Origin of the sequence: Actinoplanes sp. G11-F43, assembly GCF_050589265.1 — a bacterium.
GTDB lineage: Bacteria > Actinomycetota > Actinomycetes > Mycobacteriales > Micromonosporaceae > Actinoplanes.
The window spans coordinates 97,373-112,387 of the sequence record NZ_JBNZCE010000020.1; the positions used below are offsets into that span (position 1 = coordinate 97,373).

At 71.5% G+C, this 15,015-nt stretch carries 15 protein-coding genes; 14 read left to right on the top strand and 1 reads right to left on the bottom strand.

The window, feature by feature from the left end:
* The first annotated feature begins 4 nt into the window (after positions 1-4).
* The 13 genes from ACQ0O7_RS24500 (at position 5) to ACQ0O7_RS24560 (ending at position 11,333) form a co-directional block, all read left to right on the top strand.
* Positions 5-1,060 carry an extracellular solute-binding protein gene (locus tag ACQ0O7_RS24500; protein WP_430784624.1) on the top strand — a complete coding sequence of 352 codons (1,056 nt, stop codon included), beginning with the start codon at positions 5-7 and terminating at the stop codon, positions 1,058-1,060.
* 68 nt (positions 1,061-1,128) lie between these two features.
* Complete coding sequence (locus tag ACQ0O7_RS24505) at positions 1,129-2,202, top strand: adenosine deaminase family protein (protein ID WP_430784626.1); 1,074 nt, start codon at positions 1,129-1,131, stop codon at positions 2,200-2,202.
* Between the two features lie 199 nt (positions 2,203-2,401).
* Positions 2,402-3,208 carry an ABC transporter ATP-binding protein gene (locus ACQ0O7_RS24510; RefSeq protein WP_430784628.1) on the top strand — a complete coding sequence of 269 codons (807 nt, stop codon included), beginning with the start codon at positions 2,402-2,404 and terminating at the stop codon, positions 3,206-3,208.
* Complete coding sequence (locus ACQ0O7_RS24515) at positions 3,205-4,026, top strand: ABC transporter permease (RefSeq protein ID WP_430784630.1); 822 nt, start codon at positions 3,205-3,207, stop codon at positions 4,024-4,026. Before ACQ0O7_RS24510 ends, ACQ0O7_RS24515 begins: the two co-directional genes overlap by 4 nt.
* A 55-nt stretch (positions 4,027-4,081) precedes the next feature.
* Positions 4,082-5,146, top strand: coding sequence for an ABC transporter substrate-binding protein (locus ACQ0O7_RS24520; RefSeq protein ID WP_430784632.1), 1,065 nt, complete (start codon positions 4,082-4,084; stop codon positions 5,144-5,146).
* A 35-nt stretch (positions 5,147-5,181) separates the two neighbouring features.
* Positions 5,182-6,231, top strand: a complete 1,050-nt coding sequence (locus ACQ0O7_RS24525) for an LLM class flavin-dependent oxidoreductase (RefSeq protein ID WP_430784634.1) — start codon at positions 5,182-5,184, stop codon at positions 6,229-6,231.
* Positions 6,228-6,857 (top strand): cysteine hydrolase family protein, encoded by a 630-nt coding sequence (locus ACQ0O7_RS24530; RefSeq protein ID WP_430784636.1) that lies wholly within the window; start codon positions 6,228-6,230, stop codon positions 6,855-6,857. The genes ACQ0O7_RS24525 and ACQ0O7_RS24530 overlap by 4 nt, the downstream gene beginning before the upstream one ends.
* 5 nt (positions 6,858-6,862) lie before the next feature.
* The gene (locus tag ACQ0O7_RS24535) at positions 6,863-8,188 is read left to right on the top strand and encodes an NtaA/DmoA family FMN-dependent monooxygenase (RefSeq protein WP_430784745.1); all 1,326 of its coding nucleotides are present in this window, start codon (positions 6,863-6,865) and stop codon (positions 8,186-8,188) included.
* Complete coding sequence (locus ACQ0O7_RS24540; RefSeq protein ID WP_430784638.1) at positions 8,188-9,387, top strand: MFS transporter; 1,200 nt, start codon at positions 8,188-8,190, stop codon at positions 9,385-9,387. The genes ACQ0O7_RS24535 and ACQ0O7_RS24540 overlap by 1 nt, the downstream gene beginning before the upstream one ends.
* Positions 9,387-9,791 (top strand): riboflavin kinase, encoded by a 405-nt coding sequence (locus ACQ0O7_RS24545; protein ID WP_430784640.1) that lies wholly within the window; start codon positions 9,387-9,389, stop codon positions 9,789-9,791. Before ACQ0O7_RS24540 ends, ACQ0O7_RS24545 begins: the two co-directional genes overlap by 1 nt.
* Before the next feature lie 53 nt (positions 9,792-9,844).
* Positions 9,845-10,270 (top strand): hypothetical protein, encoded by a 426-nt coding sequence (locus tag ACQ0O7_RS24550; RefSeq protein WP_430784642.1) that lies wholly within the window; start codon positions 9,845-9,847, stop codon positions 10,268-10,270.
* A gap of 111 nt (positions 10,271-10,381) precedes the next feature.
* Complete coding sequence (locus ACQ0O7_RS24555) at positions 10,382-10,861, top strand: NADPH-dependent FMN reductase (protein WP_430784644.1); 480 nt, start codon at positions 10,382-10,384, stop codon at positions 10,859-10,861.
* A complete protein-coding gene (locus ACQ0O7_RS24560; protein ID WP_430784646.1) occupies positions 10,854-11,333 on the top strand; it encodes a flavin reductase family protein in 480 nt (159 codons plus the stop codon). Before ACQ0O7_RS24555 ends, ACQ0O7_RS24560 begins: the two co-directional genes overlap by 8 nt.
* A 9-nt stretch (positions 11,334-11,342) precedes the next feature.
* Here ACQ0O7_RS24560 and ACQ0O7_RS24565 read toward each other — a convergent pair whose 3' ends face one another.
* Positions 11,343-13,307, bottom strand: a complete 1,965-nt coding sequence (locus ACQ0O7_RS24565; protein WP_430784648.1) for a putative bifunctional diguanylate cyclase/phosphodiesterase — start codon at positions 13,305-13,307, stop codon at positions 11,343-11,345.
* An 81-nt stretch (positions 13,308-13,388) separates the two neighbouring features.
* Here ACQ0O7_RS24565 and ACQ0O7_RS24570 point away from each other — a divergent pair, with 81 nt between their 5' ends.
* Positions 13,389-14,534 (top strand): branched-chain amino acid ABC transporter substrate-binding protein, encoded by a 1,146-nt coding sequence (locus ACQ0O7_RS24570; RefSeq protein ID WP_430784650.1) that lies wholly within the window; start codon positions 13,389-13,391, stop codon positions 14,532-14,534.
* The last annotated feature ends 481 nt before the right edge of the window (positions 14,535-15,015 follow it).

Here is a 15,015-nt window from a genome sequence, read left to right on the forward strand (position 1 = left end):
CCCCTTGATACGCCACGCCCTGACCGCGGCCTTCTCCGCCGCAGCCCTGCTCGTCGCCGCCGGCTGCTCCGGCTCGTCCGGCTCGTCGGAGTCGGCCGAGAAGCTGGTGCTGAGCACGTTCCCGTTCGGTGTGGAGGAGTTCACCGAGGCGGTCATCGACCCGTTCACCGCGGCCACCGGCATCGAGGTCGAGGTGGAGACCGGCTCCAACTCGGACCGTCTGTCGCAGCTGAAGGTGGCCGGGGACAAGGCCGGCGCCGACGTCGTGCTGATCTCCGACTACTACGCCGCGCTGGGCCAGCAGGACAAGCTGTTCCAGCAGGTGGCGGCGGACCAGGTGCCGAACCTGGCGAAGATCGCCGAGTTCGCCAAGGAGGCCGCCTATCAGGGGCCGGCCTACAGCTACCAGCTCAACGGCACCATCTACAGCACCGAGAAGCTGACCGCCGAGCAGGCCGCGAAGTGGGACGTCTACGCCGGGGCGAACAGTGAGAAGGTGGCGCTGCCCGACATCTCGGTCACCGCCGGCCAGCTGATGATCTCCGGGGTGGCCGCGACCTACGGCTCCGGCCCGTACGACATCGACGCCGCCCTGAAGACCCTGGCCACGTGGAAGCCCGGCGTGCTCCAGTTCTACAGCTCGTCGACCGAGGTCACCAACCTGATCGCGCAGGGTGAGATCGTCGCCGCGGACACCCTGAACGGTTTCGCCACCAACCTGATGGCCGACGGCGAGAAGGTCGCCTGGACCCCGCCGGCCACCGGTAGGTACATGGCCACCAACCGCGCGATGATCCCGGCGACCGCGAAGAACGCCGCGAACGCCCACCGGTTCATCGACTACCTGCTGTCCGCCGAGGCGCAGTCCAAGTCCGCCGAGCTGGTCGGCGACCTGCCGGTGAACCCGGAGGCGACGGTGCCGCAGACCATCACCGCGGTGGTCGGCGACATCGCCGAGGACCCGGTGGCCGCCGGATACGCCACCCTCGACCCCGCCCAGCTGGTGCCGACCCGCAAGGACTGGGCCGACCGGTTCGCCCGCGAAGTCACCGGCAGCTGATCCACCCTCCCGTGGCCGGGCCTCCACCGCCAGGGAGGCCCGGCCACCCAGGGTTCCTAAGGAAGACCATGTCTGATTTCATTCGTGACCTGCCCAAGGTGGAGCTGCACTGCCACCTGATCGGCACGGTCCGCGCCGGCACCTTCGCCGAGCTGGCCCGCCGGGCCGGGCTCGATCTGCCCGCCGAGCCGGAGCGGATCTACGCCGACATCAACTCGCTCCCGCCGGACCCGGCGCTCTACCGGAACACCCGGATCCCGGTGCCGCAGGGCCGGGCGGCCGGTGAGCCCGAGGTGTCGTACTCGCTGTTCCAGGTGTCCGCCTGGGTGATCGCGGCGCTGCGCACCGCCGACGACCTGACCCGGATCGTCTACGAGGCGTTCGAGGACGCCCACCACAACGGGGTCCGCCACCTGGAGATGTCCTTCGACGAGGTGCCGGAGCACCTGGCCGGGCTGGGCTACCGGGGTTCGGTCCAGGCGTACGCCGAGGGCATCCGGATGGCCGAACGGGACTTCGGGATGTCCGGCCGGCTGCTCGCCGCCGTCGACCGCAGCCGCTCCGGCGAGGAGGCGGTGGCCCGGGTGCGGACCGTGGTGGACAACCCGCACGAGTACGTGGTGGGCATCGGCCTGGACAACCTGGAGACGGCCGGGCCGCCGGAGCGGTTCGCCGAGGCGTACCGGCTGGCGGGTCAGGCGGGCCTGCGGCGGACCGCGCACTCCTCGGAGCACGCCCCGATCGCCGCGAACACCATCACCTGCCTGGACGAGCTGGGCTGCGACCGGATCGACCACGGCTACTTCGTCCTGGAGGACGACGCGGTGGTGGCCCGGCTGCGTGCGGAGCAGACCCCGTTCCTGGTCGCCTCGACCACGTCCCGGCGCAGCTGGCGTCCGTGGCGCAAGGCGTCGATCGGCGCGATGATCGAGGCCGGGCTGAACGTGATCCCGTGCTCCGACGATCCCGGCATGTTCCCGACCAGCCTGACCGCGGAGTACCGCATCCTCGCCGAGGACCTGGGCGTGGCCCGCGAGCGCCTGACCGCGATGGCGCTGGCCGGGGTCGACGCCTGCTGGCTGCCCGACGCGGAGAAGGCCGCGCTGCGCTCCCGGTTCGAGAGGGAGATCGCCGCACTGTGAGCGACCGGCGGGTGGTGGCCGAGTTAACGACACCGAAACTCGGGCTACTTCCCGCCGACTCACGCGATCCCTAACTTTCTCCTCAGCTTGAGTCTCGCGACGCATATCCTCGTATTCGCCTCGCACGCTCTCCGGCTCCATTGACATTTCGCCGTTGTCTGGAGACCGCATTGTTCGACAATTTCCGCGAGCAATTCACATGAGCGCCGAGGCGATCCGGGTGACCCGGGTCCGGCGTGTGTACACCGTCGCCGCCGGCGCACTGATCGCGCTGGACGACGTCGACCTGACCGTGCCGGCCGGCACCTTCGTCAGCGTGATCGGCCCCAGCGGGTGCGGCAAGTCCACCCTGCTGCGGGTGATCGCCGGGCTGGAGGATCCGGATTCCGGTGAGGTGAGCGTCGGCGGGGTGTCCCCGGCCGAGGCCGCCCGGAACAAGATGCTCGGCCTGGTCCCGCAGACCCCGGCGCTGCTGCCCTGGCTGTCGGTGCTGAAGAACGTGTCGCTGCCGGCCAAGGTCAACCGGTCCGCCGGGCGCCGCCGCCGCAAGGAGTCCGGCACCGACGGCCCGGACATGGTCGAACTGCTGCGCAAGGCCGGCCTGCACGACGTGATGCACAAGCTGCCGTCGCAGATCTCCGGCGGCATGCAGCAGCGGGCCGCGATCGTCCGCGCCTTCGGCCTGCACCCGGACGTGCTGCTGATGGACGAGCCGTTCTCGGCGCTGGACGAGTTCACCCGCGAGTCGCTGCAGGAGCAGCTGCTGGACCTGTGGGACGAACTGAAGGCGACGGTGCTGTTCGTGACCCACTCGGTCACCGAGGCGGTCCGGCTCTCCGACAAGATCGTGGTGATGGCGCCCCGGCCGGGCCGGATCACCGACGTGCTCGACATCGACCTGCCCCGGCCGCGGGGCCAGGCGATCCTCAAGACCGCCGAGTTCCACCACTACGAGGACCTGGTCCGGGACCGGCTCCGCGGCGCTTTCCAGGGGGCGGCCGCATGACGATCGCCGCCCGTAAGACCGCCGCGATCCGCACCCGCTGGCGAGGGGACCTGTCGTTCCTCAAGCCGTCGATGTGGCTGCCGCTGGTGCTGATGATGACCCTGCTGGGGCTGCTCTGGCAGTGGGGCGCGCGGGAGATGCCGTACCTGCTGCCGCCGCTCGGCGACGTGGGCACGACCCTGGTCGAGGACTCCGGCTACTTCCTGCGCAACGCGTGGGTGACCCTGCAGGAGGCGCTCGGCGGGCTGGTGCTCGGCGGGCTCAGCGCCTTCGTGATCGGGGTGCTGGTCAGCGAGTTCACCCTGGCCCGCCGGGCGATCATGCCGGTGGCGGTGGTGCTCAACGTGACACCGCTGGTGGCGATCGCCCCGGCCCTGGTGGTGGCGTTCGGCTTCGGTGCCGCGCCGAAGCTGATCGTCACCGGGCTGATCTGCTTCTTCCCGGTGCTGATCAACACCTCGGTCGGGTTGCGGGCGGTCCCGCTGCCGGTGCTGCAGGTCTACCGCACGGTCCACGCCTCCCGCCTGGAGACGCTCTGGTACCTGCGGATCCCGAGCGCGCTGCCGTACCTGTTCGCCGCCCTGCGCATCGTGTTCCCGCTGTCGGTGGTCGGCGCGGTGGTGGCCGAGCTGTCCGCGGCCGGCTCCGCCGAGGGGCTCGGCACCGCGATCAGCCTGGCCTCGTCGATGAACCGGCTGTCCGCGGTCTACGCCGCGATCGCGATGCTGGCCGTGCTCGGCTCGCTGCTCCTGCTCTCGGTCACCCTGCTGGAGCGCCGTCTCCTGCACTGGCACGAGACCCAGAGCGCCGGTAAGTGATCCCGCTGTGTACGTCCGGTCGCTGCACCCTGCCCGGAAAACCTAGGAGTGAGTCATGAAGATCCGCGTCCTTGTCGCCGCTCTCACCGCCTTGTCGATCACCGCCTGTTCCGGTGCCGACGAGCCGGCCGCGGCCACCACCTCGGTGATCTCCGCCGAGCGCTGCGCCCAGAACAAGGCGGCCGGGAAGATCACCTACCTGTCCGGCTACCAGTGGCAGGCGTCCGCCTCGATCCTGGAGTACGTCGCGGCGAAGAAGCTCGGCTACTTCGAGTCGCACTGCCTCGACGTGACCATGCAGCCCGGCACCGGTGACACCAGCCAGAACACCAAACTTCTGGCCAGCGGGCAGGTTACCTTCAGCCCGGTGAGCCAGCAGGACGTGCTCTCCGCCAACGCCAACGGGATCAAGGTCACCGGCGTCTCGGCGTACAGCAATGTCGGTCTTGAAGTGCTGATGACGAAGACCGACGTGACCGACCTGAAGCAGCTCGACGGCACCACCCTGGGCCAGAAGGGCGCGATGCCGATCGGGGTGCGGGCGATGCTCGCCCAGGCCGGCGCGAACTACGACTCGATCAAGCAGGTGGTGGTCGGCTACGACCCGTCGATCCTGCCCCGTGGCCAGGTCCGGTCCCTCACCGGTTTCATCTCCAACGAGCCCAACCAGCTGAAGAAGGCGAACACCCCGGTCAAGGTCTGGCGGCCGTACGACTACCAGGTCCCCGGCTCGCTCGGCGCGATGGCCGTCAACCCGGAGTTCGCCGCGAAGCACCCGTCCGCGGTCCAGGACTTCCTGCGGGCCGGGCTGCACGCCTTCGAGTACTGCGAGCGCAACGGCGCCGAGTGTGTGAAGGCCGCCGCCGACCTGACCGGCGCCGGGTACGACGAGGAGCACAACCTGGCGATCTGGCAGACCGAGGTGGGTGTGGTCCGGGAGACGCTGAAGGCCGGCACCCCGCTCGGCACGATCGACCCCGCCAACGTGGAGTCCCTCGTGAAGCTGCTCGACACGTACGGCGGAACGTCCATCGCCGGCACCGACACGTCTGCCGCGTTCGACCCGTCGTTCGTGACCGCCATTCACTCCGGGGCCACGCTGGTCTGGCCGGCCGCGTGATTCCCGAAGACCACGAGAGCCGCAAAGAGGTATCGATGTCCGACAAAGAATATGGAGTGTTCCTGCCGATCGGAAACGGCGGCTGGATGATCTCCGAGACGGCTCCGCACCCGGAGGCGACCTACGCCTACAACCGCCGGGTGGCGGCCGACGCCGAGAAGATCGGCCTCGACTTCATCATGTCGATGGCGAAGTGGAAGGGCTTCGGCGGCAGCACCGACCACTGGGGGCAGACCCTGGAGTCGATGACCCTGATGTCCGCCCTGGCCGAGGCCACCTCCACGGTCAAGATCTGGGCGACCATGCACGCCAACGTGCACCATCCGGCGATCGCCGCGAAGATGTTCACCACCCTCCAGGACGTCTCCGGCGGCCGGGCCGGGATGAACATCGTGAACGGCTCGTACGCCGACGAGTTCCGCCAGATGGGCCTCTGGGACGAGGACCTGTCGCACGCCGACCGGTACCGGATGACCGAGGAATGGACCGAGGCCGTCACCCGCCTCTGGACCGAGGACACGGTGACCATGAAGAGCGACTTCTTCACCCTCGCCGACTGCGAGTCCCGGCCGCACCCGGCCACCCGCCCGACCATCATCAGCGCCGGCCGGTCCGAACGCGGCCGCGACTTCCAGGCCCGGTACTCCGACGGTGCCTTCCTCAGCGCCGACAGCCTGGACCAGATGCGGGAGTTCTCCCGGTACGTGCACGACAAGTCCGCCGAGTACGGACGGCACTGCAAGACGTACTCGATGCTGACCGTGGTCCTGGACGAGACCGACGCGGCCGCCGAGGCCAAGGCCAAGCGCTGGTCGGCGGGCCTGGACAAGGCGGCGCTGATCGGGATGCGCACGTCCTGGGGCATCCCGGCCGACGTGGCCCGCGCCTGGGCCGACGGGGCGACCGGCGCCGAGGCGTTCCAGACCCCGTACGTCACCGGCGGCCCGGACACCGTCCTCGCCCACATCACCCAGATCGTGGACACCGCCGAACTGGACGGGCTGATGCTGATCTTCCCGGACTACCACGCCGACATGATCCCGTTCGGCGAGGCGGTCCTGCCCCGGCTGCGGGCCGCCGGATGAGCCCGAAGCTCGCCTCCCTCACCGGCCGCCCGGCCCTGGTCGTGGTGGACGTGCAGCGCTCCTTCGCGGACCCGGAGATCATCGCCGGGTACGGCGCGGACCTGCCCGCCGTCGCCGCCGCGGTAGAGACCGTGGCGGGCCTCGTCGGCGCGGCGCGGGCCCAGGGCGTGCCGGTGGTCTGGGTCGCCCTCGGCACCGACCCGGACCGCCCGTGGCGGGCCAGCCTCTGGCTGCGCACCGGCGACCCGGACGCCCCGTACGGCCCGGACGAGCCGTGCGTGCTCGGCACCCCCGGCGCCGAATGGTGGGGTGTGGCGCCCGCCGACGGCGAGATCCGGGTGGTCAAGCGGGGGTACAGCGGCTTCCTCGGCACCTCCCTGGAGCTGCTGCTGCGCCAGGAGGGCATCGGCTGGCTCGCGGTCTGCGGGCTGACCACCGAATGCTGCGTGGCGGCCACCGCCACCGACGCGTTCCAGCTCGACTGGCCGGTGGTCATCCCGGCCGACGCCACCGCCGCCTACGACCCGGCCCTGCACGAGGCCGCCCTCACCCAGCTCGAACTCAACGTGGCCGTGCGCACCGACGCGGCCACCCTCACCGACCTGTGGAAGGAGGTGTCCGCGTGAGCGGCATGCACCTCGCGTTCGATCTGTCGTTCACGCACACCGAGGGCCGGTGGGCGCGCCGCGGCTCCTGGGTCGGCACCGACTTCCCGGACCCGCGGCTCTACATGGAACTGGCCCGGACCGCCGAGCGCGCCGGGATCGGCATGCTGTTCTTCGGCGACGGCACCGGCATCCCGGACACCTGGCGCGGCTCGATCGACGCGGCGGTGGAGTGGGGCGTCCAGTGGCCGCGCCACGACATGAGCCCGATCATCGCGGCGATGTCCACGGTCACCGACCACATCGGTTTCGGGCTGACCTACTCGTCCACCTTCATGCACCCGTTCTACACCGCCCGGCTGCTCAACTCGCTCGACCACGTCACCGGCGGGCGGATCGCGTTCAACGTGGTCGCCTCCACCCGGGGCGCGGACGCCGCCAACTACGGCTTCGACCAGCTGATGCCGCACGGCGAGCGCTACGAGCGGATGGAGGAGTTCATCGACGTCTGCCAGGCGCTGTGGGCGTCGGTCGACCCGGACGCGATCGTCCGGGACCGGGAGACCGGGCGGTTCGCCGACCCGGCCAAGGTGCGGCGGGTGGACCATCAGGGCAGATTCTTCGCCGTACGCGGCCCGCTGCCCAGCGTGCCCAGCCCTCAGGTGGCGCCGGTGCTGGTGCAGGCCGGCAACTCGCCCCGCGGGATCGCCGCCTCGGCCCGTTTCGCCGACCTGGTGTTCGGTTTCGGCGGCAGCGTCGCCTCCCAGCAGCGGCACCGCACCATGCTGGACAGCGCGCTCACCGAGCAGGGCCGCGACCCGGCGAAGGTCGGCATCCTCTGGGCCACCCAGGTGATCGTGGGCCGCACCGCCGACGAGGCCCGCGCCCGCCGCGACGAGGTGCTCGGCTTCTGGAGCGAGGAGGCGGTCGGCGCGTACCTGTCGCACAACGCCGGTATCGACTTCTCCCGGCTGCCGTCCTCGTTCCCGCTCGGTGAGCTGCGCAGACAGGCCGAGCAGGCGCAGGCCTCGCCGTCCGGGCTGATCGGCACCCTGCTCGCCGAGCACGGCGAGGACTATCAGATGAGCCGGACCGAGTTCTTCGAGCACGGCTGGACCAGCGCCACCGGCCTGGACCACACCGTGATCGGCGACCCGGTGGCCGTCGCCGACCACCTGGAGGAGAACTTCGCCCAGACCGGGCAGCGCGGCGGCTACATGCTGTCCAGCCCGCTGGCCATGCCGTCCGGCCTGACCGACGTCGCCGAACTGCTCGCGCCGGAGCTGCGCCGCCGGGGTGCGCTGGCCCCGCGCTACCCGGGCCGGACCCTGCGCGAGAACCTGGCGATCTGATGCGCGCCCCGTCCACCGTCGAGCAGACCGTCCTGGTCTGCGCGCTGATCGGCACCGCCCAGATGACCTGGGGTGTCACGGTGCCGGTGCTGCCGCTGTACCTGGACGCGTACGGGATCGCCGTGGGTGTCCTGGGTCCGGTGGTGGCGGCGTTCGGGATCGGCCGGGTGATCGCCAACGTTCCGGCCGGTCTGGCACTGCGGCGCCTGCCGCCACGCGCCTACCTGTGGTCGGTGTCGGTGGCGCTGGCCGTGGTGACCGCGCTCACCGGGATGGCCGGCTCCACGCCCGCGCTGCTGGCCTTCCGGCTGGTCGCCGGGGTGTTCGGCGGCGCGGCGGTGACCATCGGGTTCGCGCTGCTGATCGCCGGTTCGCCGGCCGGCCGCCGGGGCTCGGTGATGGCCACCGCGACGGTGGTGCAGATGAGCGCGGGCGCGGCCGGGGCACTGCTCGGCGGCTCGGTCGTCGGGCTGGCCGGCCCGGCCGGGACGTTCGCGGTCGCCGCCGTGCCGATCCTGCTCTGCCTGCTCTGGGACGCCGCCCGCCCGGCGTCGCGCTACTGGTCGGCTCCGGTCCGGCCGGCCGCGCGGTCCGCTCCGTCGGTGCCGAGCGGGAACACCGTGCTGCTGGTGGCGCTGTGTGCCCTCTCGTTCGCCACCTTCCTGGTCCGGTTCGCCGGGGAACAGGGCCTGATCCCGGTGCTGGCCTACGACAGCGGCGGGCTCACCCCGTTCACCCTGGGGCTGGCCACCGCGGCCGGCACCCTGGCCAGCCTGGCGGCGATGCCGCTGATCGGCCGGTGGGTGGACCGGGGCGCCCGCAACACCCTGCTGCTGCCGGCCGGGCTGATCGGCGCGATCGCGCTGGCCGGCCTGCCGCTGCTGGACGTGCCGCTGGGCTTCGGCGCGGCGATCGTCGTGTATTCGCTGGCCACCAGCGTGATCGGGGTGCTGCCCGGGGTGGTCACCGGTGAGGTGTTCGCGGCCGACGCGGCGGGCGGTGTGATCGGGCTGACCCGGACGGCCGGTGACCTCGGGGCGGCGGTCGGCCCGCTGGCCGTCTTCGCGGTCGCCGGCGCGGCCGGGACGACCGCGGCCGGCGTACTGCTGGGGGTCCTGTTCCTGCTCGCCGCGGTGGCCCTGGCCGCGGCCCTGATCCGCACGCCGCGGCGGGTCCCGGCAGAGGTGGAGGTGGCGTGATGGACCGACGGATCACCGGCCGGGTCGTGCGGGGTGCCGGGCGGGGCCGGCCGATGGGGTTCCCGACCGCGAACCTGGCCGTGGAGTCCCCGGCGGACCTGCCGCCGGACGGTGTCTACTTCGGCCGGTTCGCCCTGAACGGCTGGTCCGCGGTGGCGCTGGTGTCGATCGGCACCAACCCGACCTTCGGCGCCGGCACGCGCACCGCCGAGGCCTATGTGCTGGATCGTGACGAGGACATGTACGGAGGGACGGCGGAAGTGGAGATCATCACCCTGATCCGGTGGCAGGAGCGGTTCGCCTCGGTGGAGGCGCTGGTGGACGCGATGCGGACCGACGAGCGGCTGGCCCGGCGGCTGGCCGGCGGCGAGACGGTGCCGGGGCTGCCGTGGTCTCCGCGATGAACCACCGATGGTTCACCCACGATTCCCCGCGGTACGGACGTAGGGTGGTACCCATGTCTGAGGCCGGCGAGGAGCGTGGCTGGCGCCGATTCGGCCCGGAGAGCATCGAGCGCGCGATGCTGCTGGCGCTCAGTGACGAGTTCGGCGTCGTCTTGCGGCCCCGGTCCATCGATCTCGGCGACGGCACCCGGCTGGAGATCGAGGGCGCCGACACCGACTGCGGCCTGCTCGTGCAGATGGTCGGCAACCAGGGCACCTTCCGGTCCCTGCACCGCAACAAGGTGATGGCCGACATGTTCAAACTGACCTGGCTGCGCAGCGCGATGTTCCCGGACAGCCGGGCCGTGCTCTGCGTCAGCGAGACCGTCGCCCAGGTCTTCACCCCGTCCGGGTGGACCACCCGGGCCGCCCGTGACCTGGGCATCGAGGTGTGGATCTTCGACGGGGCCGGTAAGCCGGCCCCGTTGCAGCACGCCTGAGCAGTCCCGTTCTCCGCAGCTCCGGTCTCATCCCTAACCGATGTGCCTGGCGACCATTCCGGACAGCTCCGCGGTGGCTGAACCCTTTCCGGCAACTGTGAAGAGGAAGTCATGAGAATCGCGATCGTGGTGGGCAACCCCAAGCCCCGCTCCCGGACCCGTGAGGTCGCCGAGGCCGTCGCCGCCGTGCTGCCCGGCGAGGTCGTCGAGACCGTCGATCTGGCCGACCACGCCGGCCGGCTGTTCACCTGGGGCGACCCGGTGCTGGACGAGCTGACCGCGAAGGTCGCCGGCTGTGATCTGCTGGTCGTCGCCTCGCCCACCTACAAGGCCACCTACACCGGGATGCTGAAGGCGTTCCTGGACCGGTACCCGACCGACGGCTTGGCCGGGGTGGTCGCGGTGCCGGTGATGACCGGTGGGGCACCGGACCACGCGCTGGCCGTCGAGACGCACCTGCGGCCGCTGCTGGTCGAGCTGGGCGCCTCGGTGCCCACCCGTGGCCTCTACGTGGTGATGTCCCGGATGGCCGAGCTGTCCGGGATCACCGCGGCGTGGGCGGCCCGGAACAAGGCGGCCCTCCATGTCTGACCAGGGCCGGGAGTTCCGCCGGGTGCTGGGCGGGTTCGCCTCCGGCGTCACCGTGGTCACCGCCGTGCTCGACGGCGAGCCGGTCGGGATGACCTGCCAGTCCTTCTTCAGCCTGTCCCTGGACCCGCCGCTGATCGTGTTCTCCCCGGCGCGCACCTCCCGGACGTACCCGCTGATCCGCCGGTCCGGCTCGTTCTGCGTGAACATCCTGGAGGCCGGGCAGGAGGAGCTGTGCCGCCAGTTCGCCCGCAGCGGCACCGACAAGTGGCGCGGCGTCGGCTGGCGTCCCGGCGTCACCGGCAGCCCGGTCCTGGACGGGGTGCTGGCCAGTATCGACTGTGAGCTGGAGCGGGACCTGGAGACCGGTGACCACTACCTGACCATCGGCCGGGTGGTCGACCTGGCGAGCACCCCGGGCCGCCGGCCGCTGCTCTTCTTCAACGGCGCCTTCGAACGCCTGCGGGCCGCCTGACCGGCGCGGTCACGGCTGCCGCTGGTACGGGGCGCCGGCGGCCAGTGCCGCCTGAGCCACCTCCCGGGCCCGTTCGCAGGCCTCCGGCAGATCCTCGGCCGGGACCGGGCGGCTCAGCACGTACCCCTGGGCGTAGTCGCAGGACATCGCCCGGAGCCGGGTCAGCGTCTCGACGTCCTCGACCCCCTCGGCGACCACCTCCAGCCCCAGGTTGTGGCCGAGGTCGATGGAGCTGCGGACCATCACCGCGTCCGGGGTGCCGTCGCGCAGGTCCCGGACGAAGGTGCGGTCGATCTTCAGTTCGTCGGCGGGCACGTGCCGGAGCTGGGCCAGCGAGCTGAAACCGGTGCCGAAGTCGTCGACCGAGACGCTGACCCCGTGCGCGCCCACCTCGCGCAGCGCCCGCACGGCCCGGTCCGGGTCGCGCATGATGCTGGTCTCGGTGAGTTCCAGGCGCAGCAGTTCGGCGGGCAGCCCGGCGGCCCCGAGGGCGGCCAGCACCCGGCCGGCGAAGGCGTCGTCGCTGAGCGCGCCGGGGGAGACGTTGACCGACACCCGGCAGACCCGGCCGTCGGCCCGCCAGCGCGCGGCCTGGCGGACCGCCACCCCGATCAGGTGGTGGGTGAGCGGGATCTCCAGGCCGCCGCGCTCGGCCATCGGCAGGAACGACATCGGCATCTGCAGGCCGCGCCCGGGATGCTGCCAGCGCACCAGGGCCTCGGCGGCGACCACGGCGCCGTCGGAGAGACGTACCTGCGGCTGGTAGTGAAGTCGCAGTTGATCGGCGGGGTCGCCGGCGTCGAGCAGGGCCCGCAGGTCGGCGAAGAGAGCCATCCGGTCGGGTTCGCCGGTGTCGTCGCCCGGCTCGTAGACGGCCACCCCGCCGCCGCTGCCCTTGGCCCGGTACATGGCGGCGTCGGCGTGCCGGAACAGCTCGTCGCCGGGGGCGCCGACCGCGATGCCCAGGCTGCCGCTGATCGCCGCCGGGCGGCCGGCCAGCACGAAGTCCCGCCGCAGCTCGGCGACCAGGTGCTCGGCCAGGGCCACGATCTCCGGCAGGGCGCCGGGCCGGGGCAGCAGCACGGCGAACTCGTCGCCGCCCAGCCGGGCCACCACGCCCCGGTCGCCGGTGCCGGCGTGCAGCCGCCGCCCGGCCTCGATCAGCAGCAGGTCGCCGGCCTGGTGACCGAGCGTGTCGTTGACCGCCTTGAACCCGTCCAGGTCGACGACGATCATGGCGACCGGGGTGCCGGCCGGCGCGCGGCCGGTCTCCTGGTGGAAGTAGTCGCGGTTGGGCAGCCCGGTGAGCGGGTCGTGCAGCGAGCGGTGCCGGCTCTCGTCCGCCTGGTCGACGAGCCGGCGCTGGTAGCCGACCATCATCTTCATGATCATCGCGAGCAGGATCAGGCCGGCCGTGAAACCCACCGACGTGCCGATCAACAACCGCACCTGGGTACGCCGCAACGCGCTCACCTGATCCTGGGCGTACTCGTGGTACGCCCGGGACACCTCGTCCACGTCGTTCTGCAGCGAGTAGAACGCCGGAGTCACCTCCAGCCGGTCCAGCTGCACGTGCGCCGGATCGCTGTCGGCCACCATGGCGATCAGCCGCTCGGCCAGCTCCCGGTACCGGCCCTGGGCGGCCAGCAGCCGCTCGGCGTCGGCCCGCGCCCCCGGATCACCCTTGCCGGCCACCTCGGCCAGTACCCGGCCGGTGTCCGCGGCGACCTGCTCGAACCGCTGCTTCACCGCCACCGACGGCTCCACCTGGTAGTGCCGCAGGTTCACCTCCTGCATGGCGACCGCGATCCGGGCCTCGGTGAACAGCATGTCCACCACCAGGGCGTCGCTCTGCTGGTCGGTGGCCCGGGTGGTGTGCAGTGTGCCGTGGATGACGTACCCGGCCAGGCCCAGCAGGACACCGGCCAGCGCGGTCGTCATCAGCACGCTGTACCGGCGGTTCGTCCAGGTCACACCGGTCAGATCGGCGCGGTCCCGCCCGGGTCAAGGGAAACACCTCAGACCTTGCCGCGGTACGCCGAACAGGGTGCCGTGGTGCAACGTTGGGGAATCGCCGCCGTGCTGGTCACGATCGCGCTGGCGGCGTGTGGTTCGCCGGAGCCCCCCGACGAGGCCGGGCCGTCGCCGGCGGCGGCCATCCGGCTGGGCGCGCTGCTGCCGTTGACCGGGCGCAGCAGCCACTCCGGTGAGGCGATGCGCAACGGCGCCCAGCTCGCGGTGAACGAGATCAACGCGGCCGGCGGGGTGCTCGGCCGGCCGCTCGAACTGGTCACCGAGGACGACGCCTGCGACCCGGGCACCGCGGTCACCGCGGCCCAGCGGATCGTCAGACAGGACATCGCGGCCTCGGTCGGCGGGTACTGCAGCAGCGCCGTGGTGCCCACGCTGCGGATCTTCCGGGACGCCGGCATCCCGATGGTCATCCCGCAGGCCAACTCGACCGATCTGATCGAACCCGGGTACGACAGCGTCTTCCTGATCTGCGGCACGGTCACCGCCGAGGCGGTGTTCGCGGTGGACCGGATCAAACGGCTCGGCGGCACCCGGCTGGCGGTGGTGCACGACGGCACCAGCTTCCCGCTCACCCTGGCCGACGCCACCGTCGCCGAGGCGGCCCGGACCGGGGCGCTGACCGTCACCGACGAGATCAAACTCAGTCAGGGCGCGCCGAACTACCAGCGGATCGCCGGCACCGTGCTGGCCGGGAAAGCCGACGCGGTCTACTTCACCGGCTACTACGCCGAGGCCAACCAGCTGATCAAGGATCTGCGCGCCGAAGGCTTCGACGGCCTGATCGTGGTCGGCGACGGGGCCACCGACGGTCCGCTGCTGGCCGACCTGACCCCGGCACAGAGCGAGGGCGTGTACGGCACCTCGCTGCTCTTCCCGGACCTGATGCCCAGCCTCGACGACTGGTCGGCCCGCTTCCGGACGGCGTTCGGCACCACCCCCGGCCCGTCGACGGTCGAGGCGTACGACGCGGTCCAGGTGGCCGCCGACGCGATCCGCCGGGCCGGCGACAGCACCCCGGCAGCCGTCCGGCAGGCACTGACCACCACCGACACCACGGTGGCGTCCGGCAAGGTCACCTTCAACCCGGACGGCACCCGCAGCCTCCCCACGTTCCTGCTGCTGCGCGCCGACGGCGGCGCCTTCGTCCTGGACGCCCTGACCGCCTAGCGTATGCGGGGTGCGGTCACCCACTGACCGGCAGGCGTGGCCGGCGATCCGTCTCGCCTTCATCGAGTACATTCCGCCCCGGGCCGATGCGACGATCCTTCTCACCCAGCCGGCCGCCGCGGCGGCTGACGGTGCTCCTCGCGCGGGTGCCCTCCACTCCCCGTGTCCATGTCCCTGCCCTGGAGCTGGCCGATCTTGGTGGATTTACCACCGGAAACGGTGGTAAATCCACCAAGGTCTCGGCTGAGCGGGTCGCCCGCGTGAGGGATTGACCGCAAGTGATCAGACGACCGGAAGCAGGACTCAAAGCGGTGGGGAAATCGACCGAGATCACGGTTTTTGTTGCGGTCACCACCGCATTCGGCCCGGCGCTCGCCGGACGGTCCGGCGGTGACGCGGATGTCGCGGGGACCCGGCGGGGCGTCCCGATCTCTGGGGCCCGTTTGGCGTACCACGACGGGTTTGGAAATGGTCATCGGCC

What these genes read in the sequence shown, in the direction of transcription:
- ACQ0O7_RS24505 (WP_430784626.1), top strand. Translation starts at nt 1,129, where the DNA reads ATGTCTGATTTCATTCGTGACCTGCCCAAGGTGGAGCTGCACTGCCAC.
- ACQ0O7_RS24510 (WP_430784628.1), top strand. Translation starts at nt 2,402, where the DNA reads ATGAGCGCCGAGGCGATCCGGGTGACCCGGGTCCGGCGTGTGTACACC.
- ACQ0O7_RS24515 (WP_430784630.1), top strand. Translation starts at nt 3,205, where the DNA reads ATGACGATCGCCGCCCGTAAGACCGCCGCGATCCGCACCCGCTGGCGA.
- ACQ0O7_RS24520 (WP_430784632.1), top strand. Translation starts at nt 4,082, where the DNA reads ATGAAGATCCGCGTCCTTGTCGCCGCTCTCACCGCCTTGTCGATCACC.
- ACQ0O7_RS24525 (WP_430784634.1), top strand. Translation starts at nt 5,182, where the DNA reads ATGTCCGACAAAGAATATGGAGTGTTCCTGCCGATCGGAAACGGCGGC.
- ACQ0O7_RS24530 (WP_430784636.1), top strand. Translation starts at nt 6,228, where the DNA reads ATGAGCCCGAAGCTCGCCTCCCTCACCGGCCGCCCGGCCCTGGTCGTG.
- ACQ0O7_RS24535 (WP_430784745.1), top strand. Translation starts at nt 6,863, where the DNA reads ATGCACCTCGCGTTCGATCTGTCGTTCACGCACACCGAGGGCCGGTGG.
- ACQ0O7_RS24540 (WP_430784638.1), top strand. Translation starts at nt 8,188, where the DNA reads ATGCGCGCCCCGTCCACCGTCGAGCAGACCGTCCTGGTCTGCGCGCTG.
- ACQ0O7_RS24545 (WP_430784640.1), top strand. Translation starts at nt 9,387, where the DNA reads ATGGACCGACGGATCACCGGCCGGGTCGTGCGGGGTGCCGGGCGGGGC.
- ACQ0O7_RS24550 (WP_430784642.1), top strand. Translation starts at nt 9,845, where the DNA reads ATGTCTGAGGCCGGCGAGGAGCGTGGCTGGCGCCGATTCGGCCCGGAG.
- ACQ0O7_RS24555 (WP_430784644.1), top strand. Translation starts at nt 10,382, where the DNA reads ATGAGAATCGCGATCGTGGTGGGCAACCCCAAGCCCCGCTCCCGGACC.
- ACQ0O7_RS24560 (WP_430784646.1), top strand. Translation starts at nt 10,854, where the DNA reads ATGTCTGACCAGGGCCGGGAGTTCCGCCGGGTGCTGGGCGGGTTCGCC.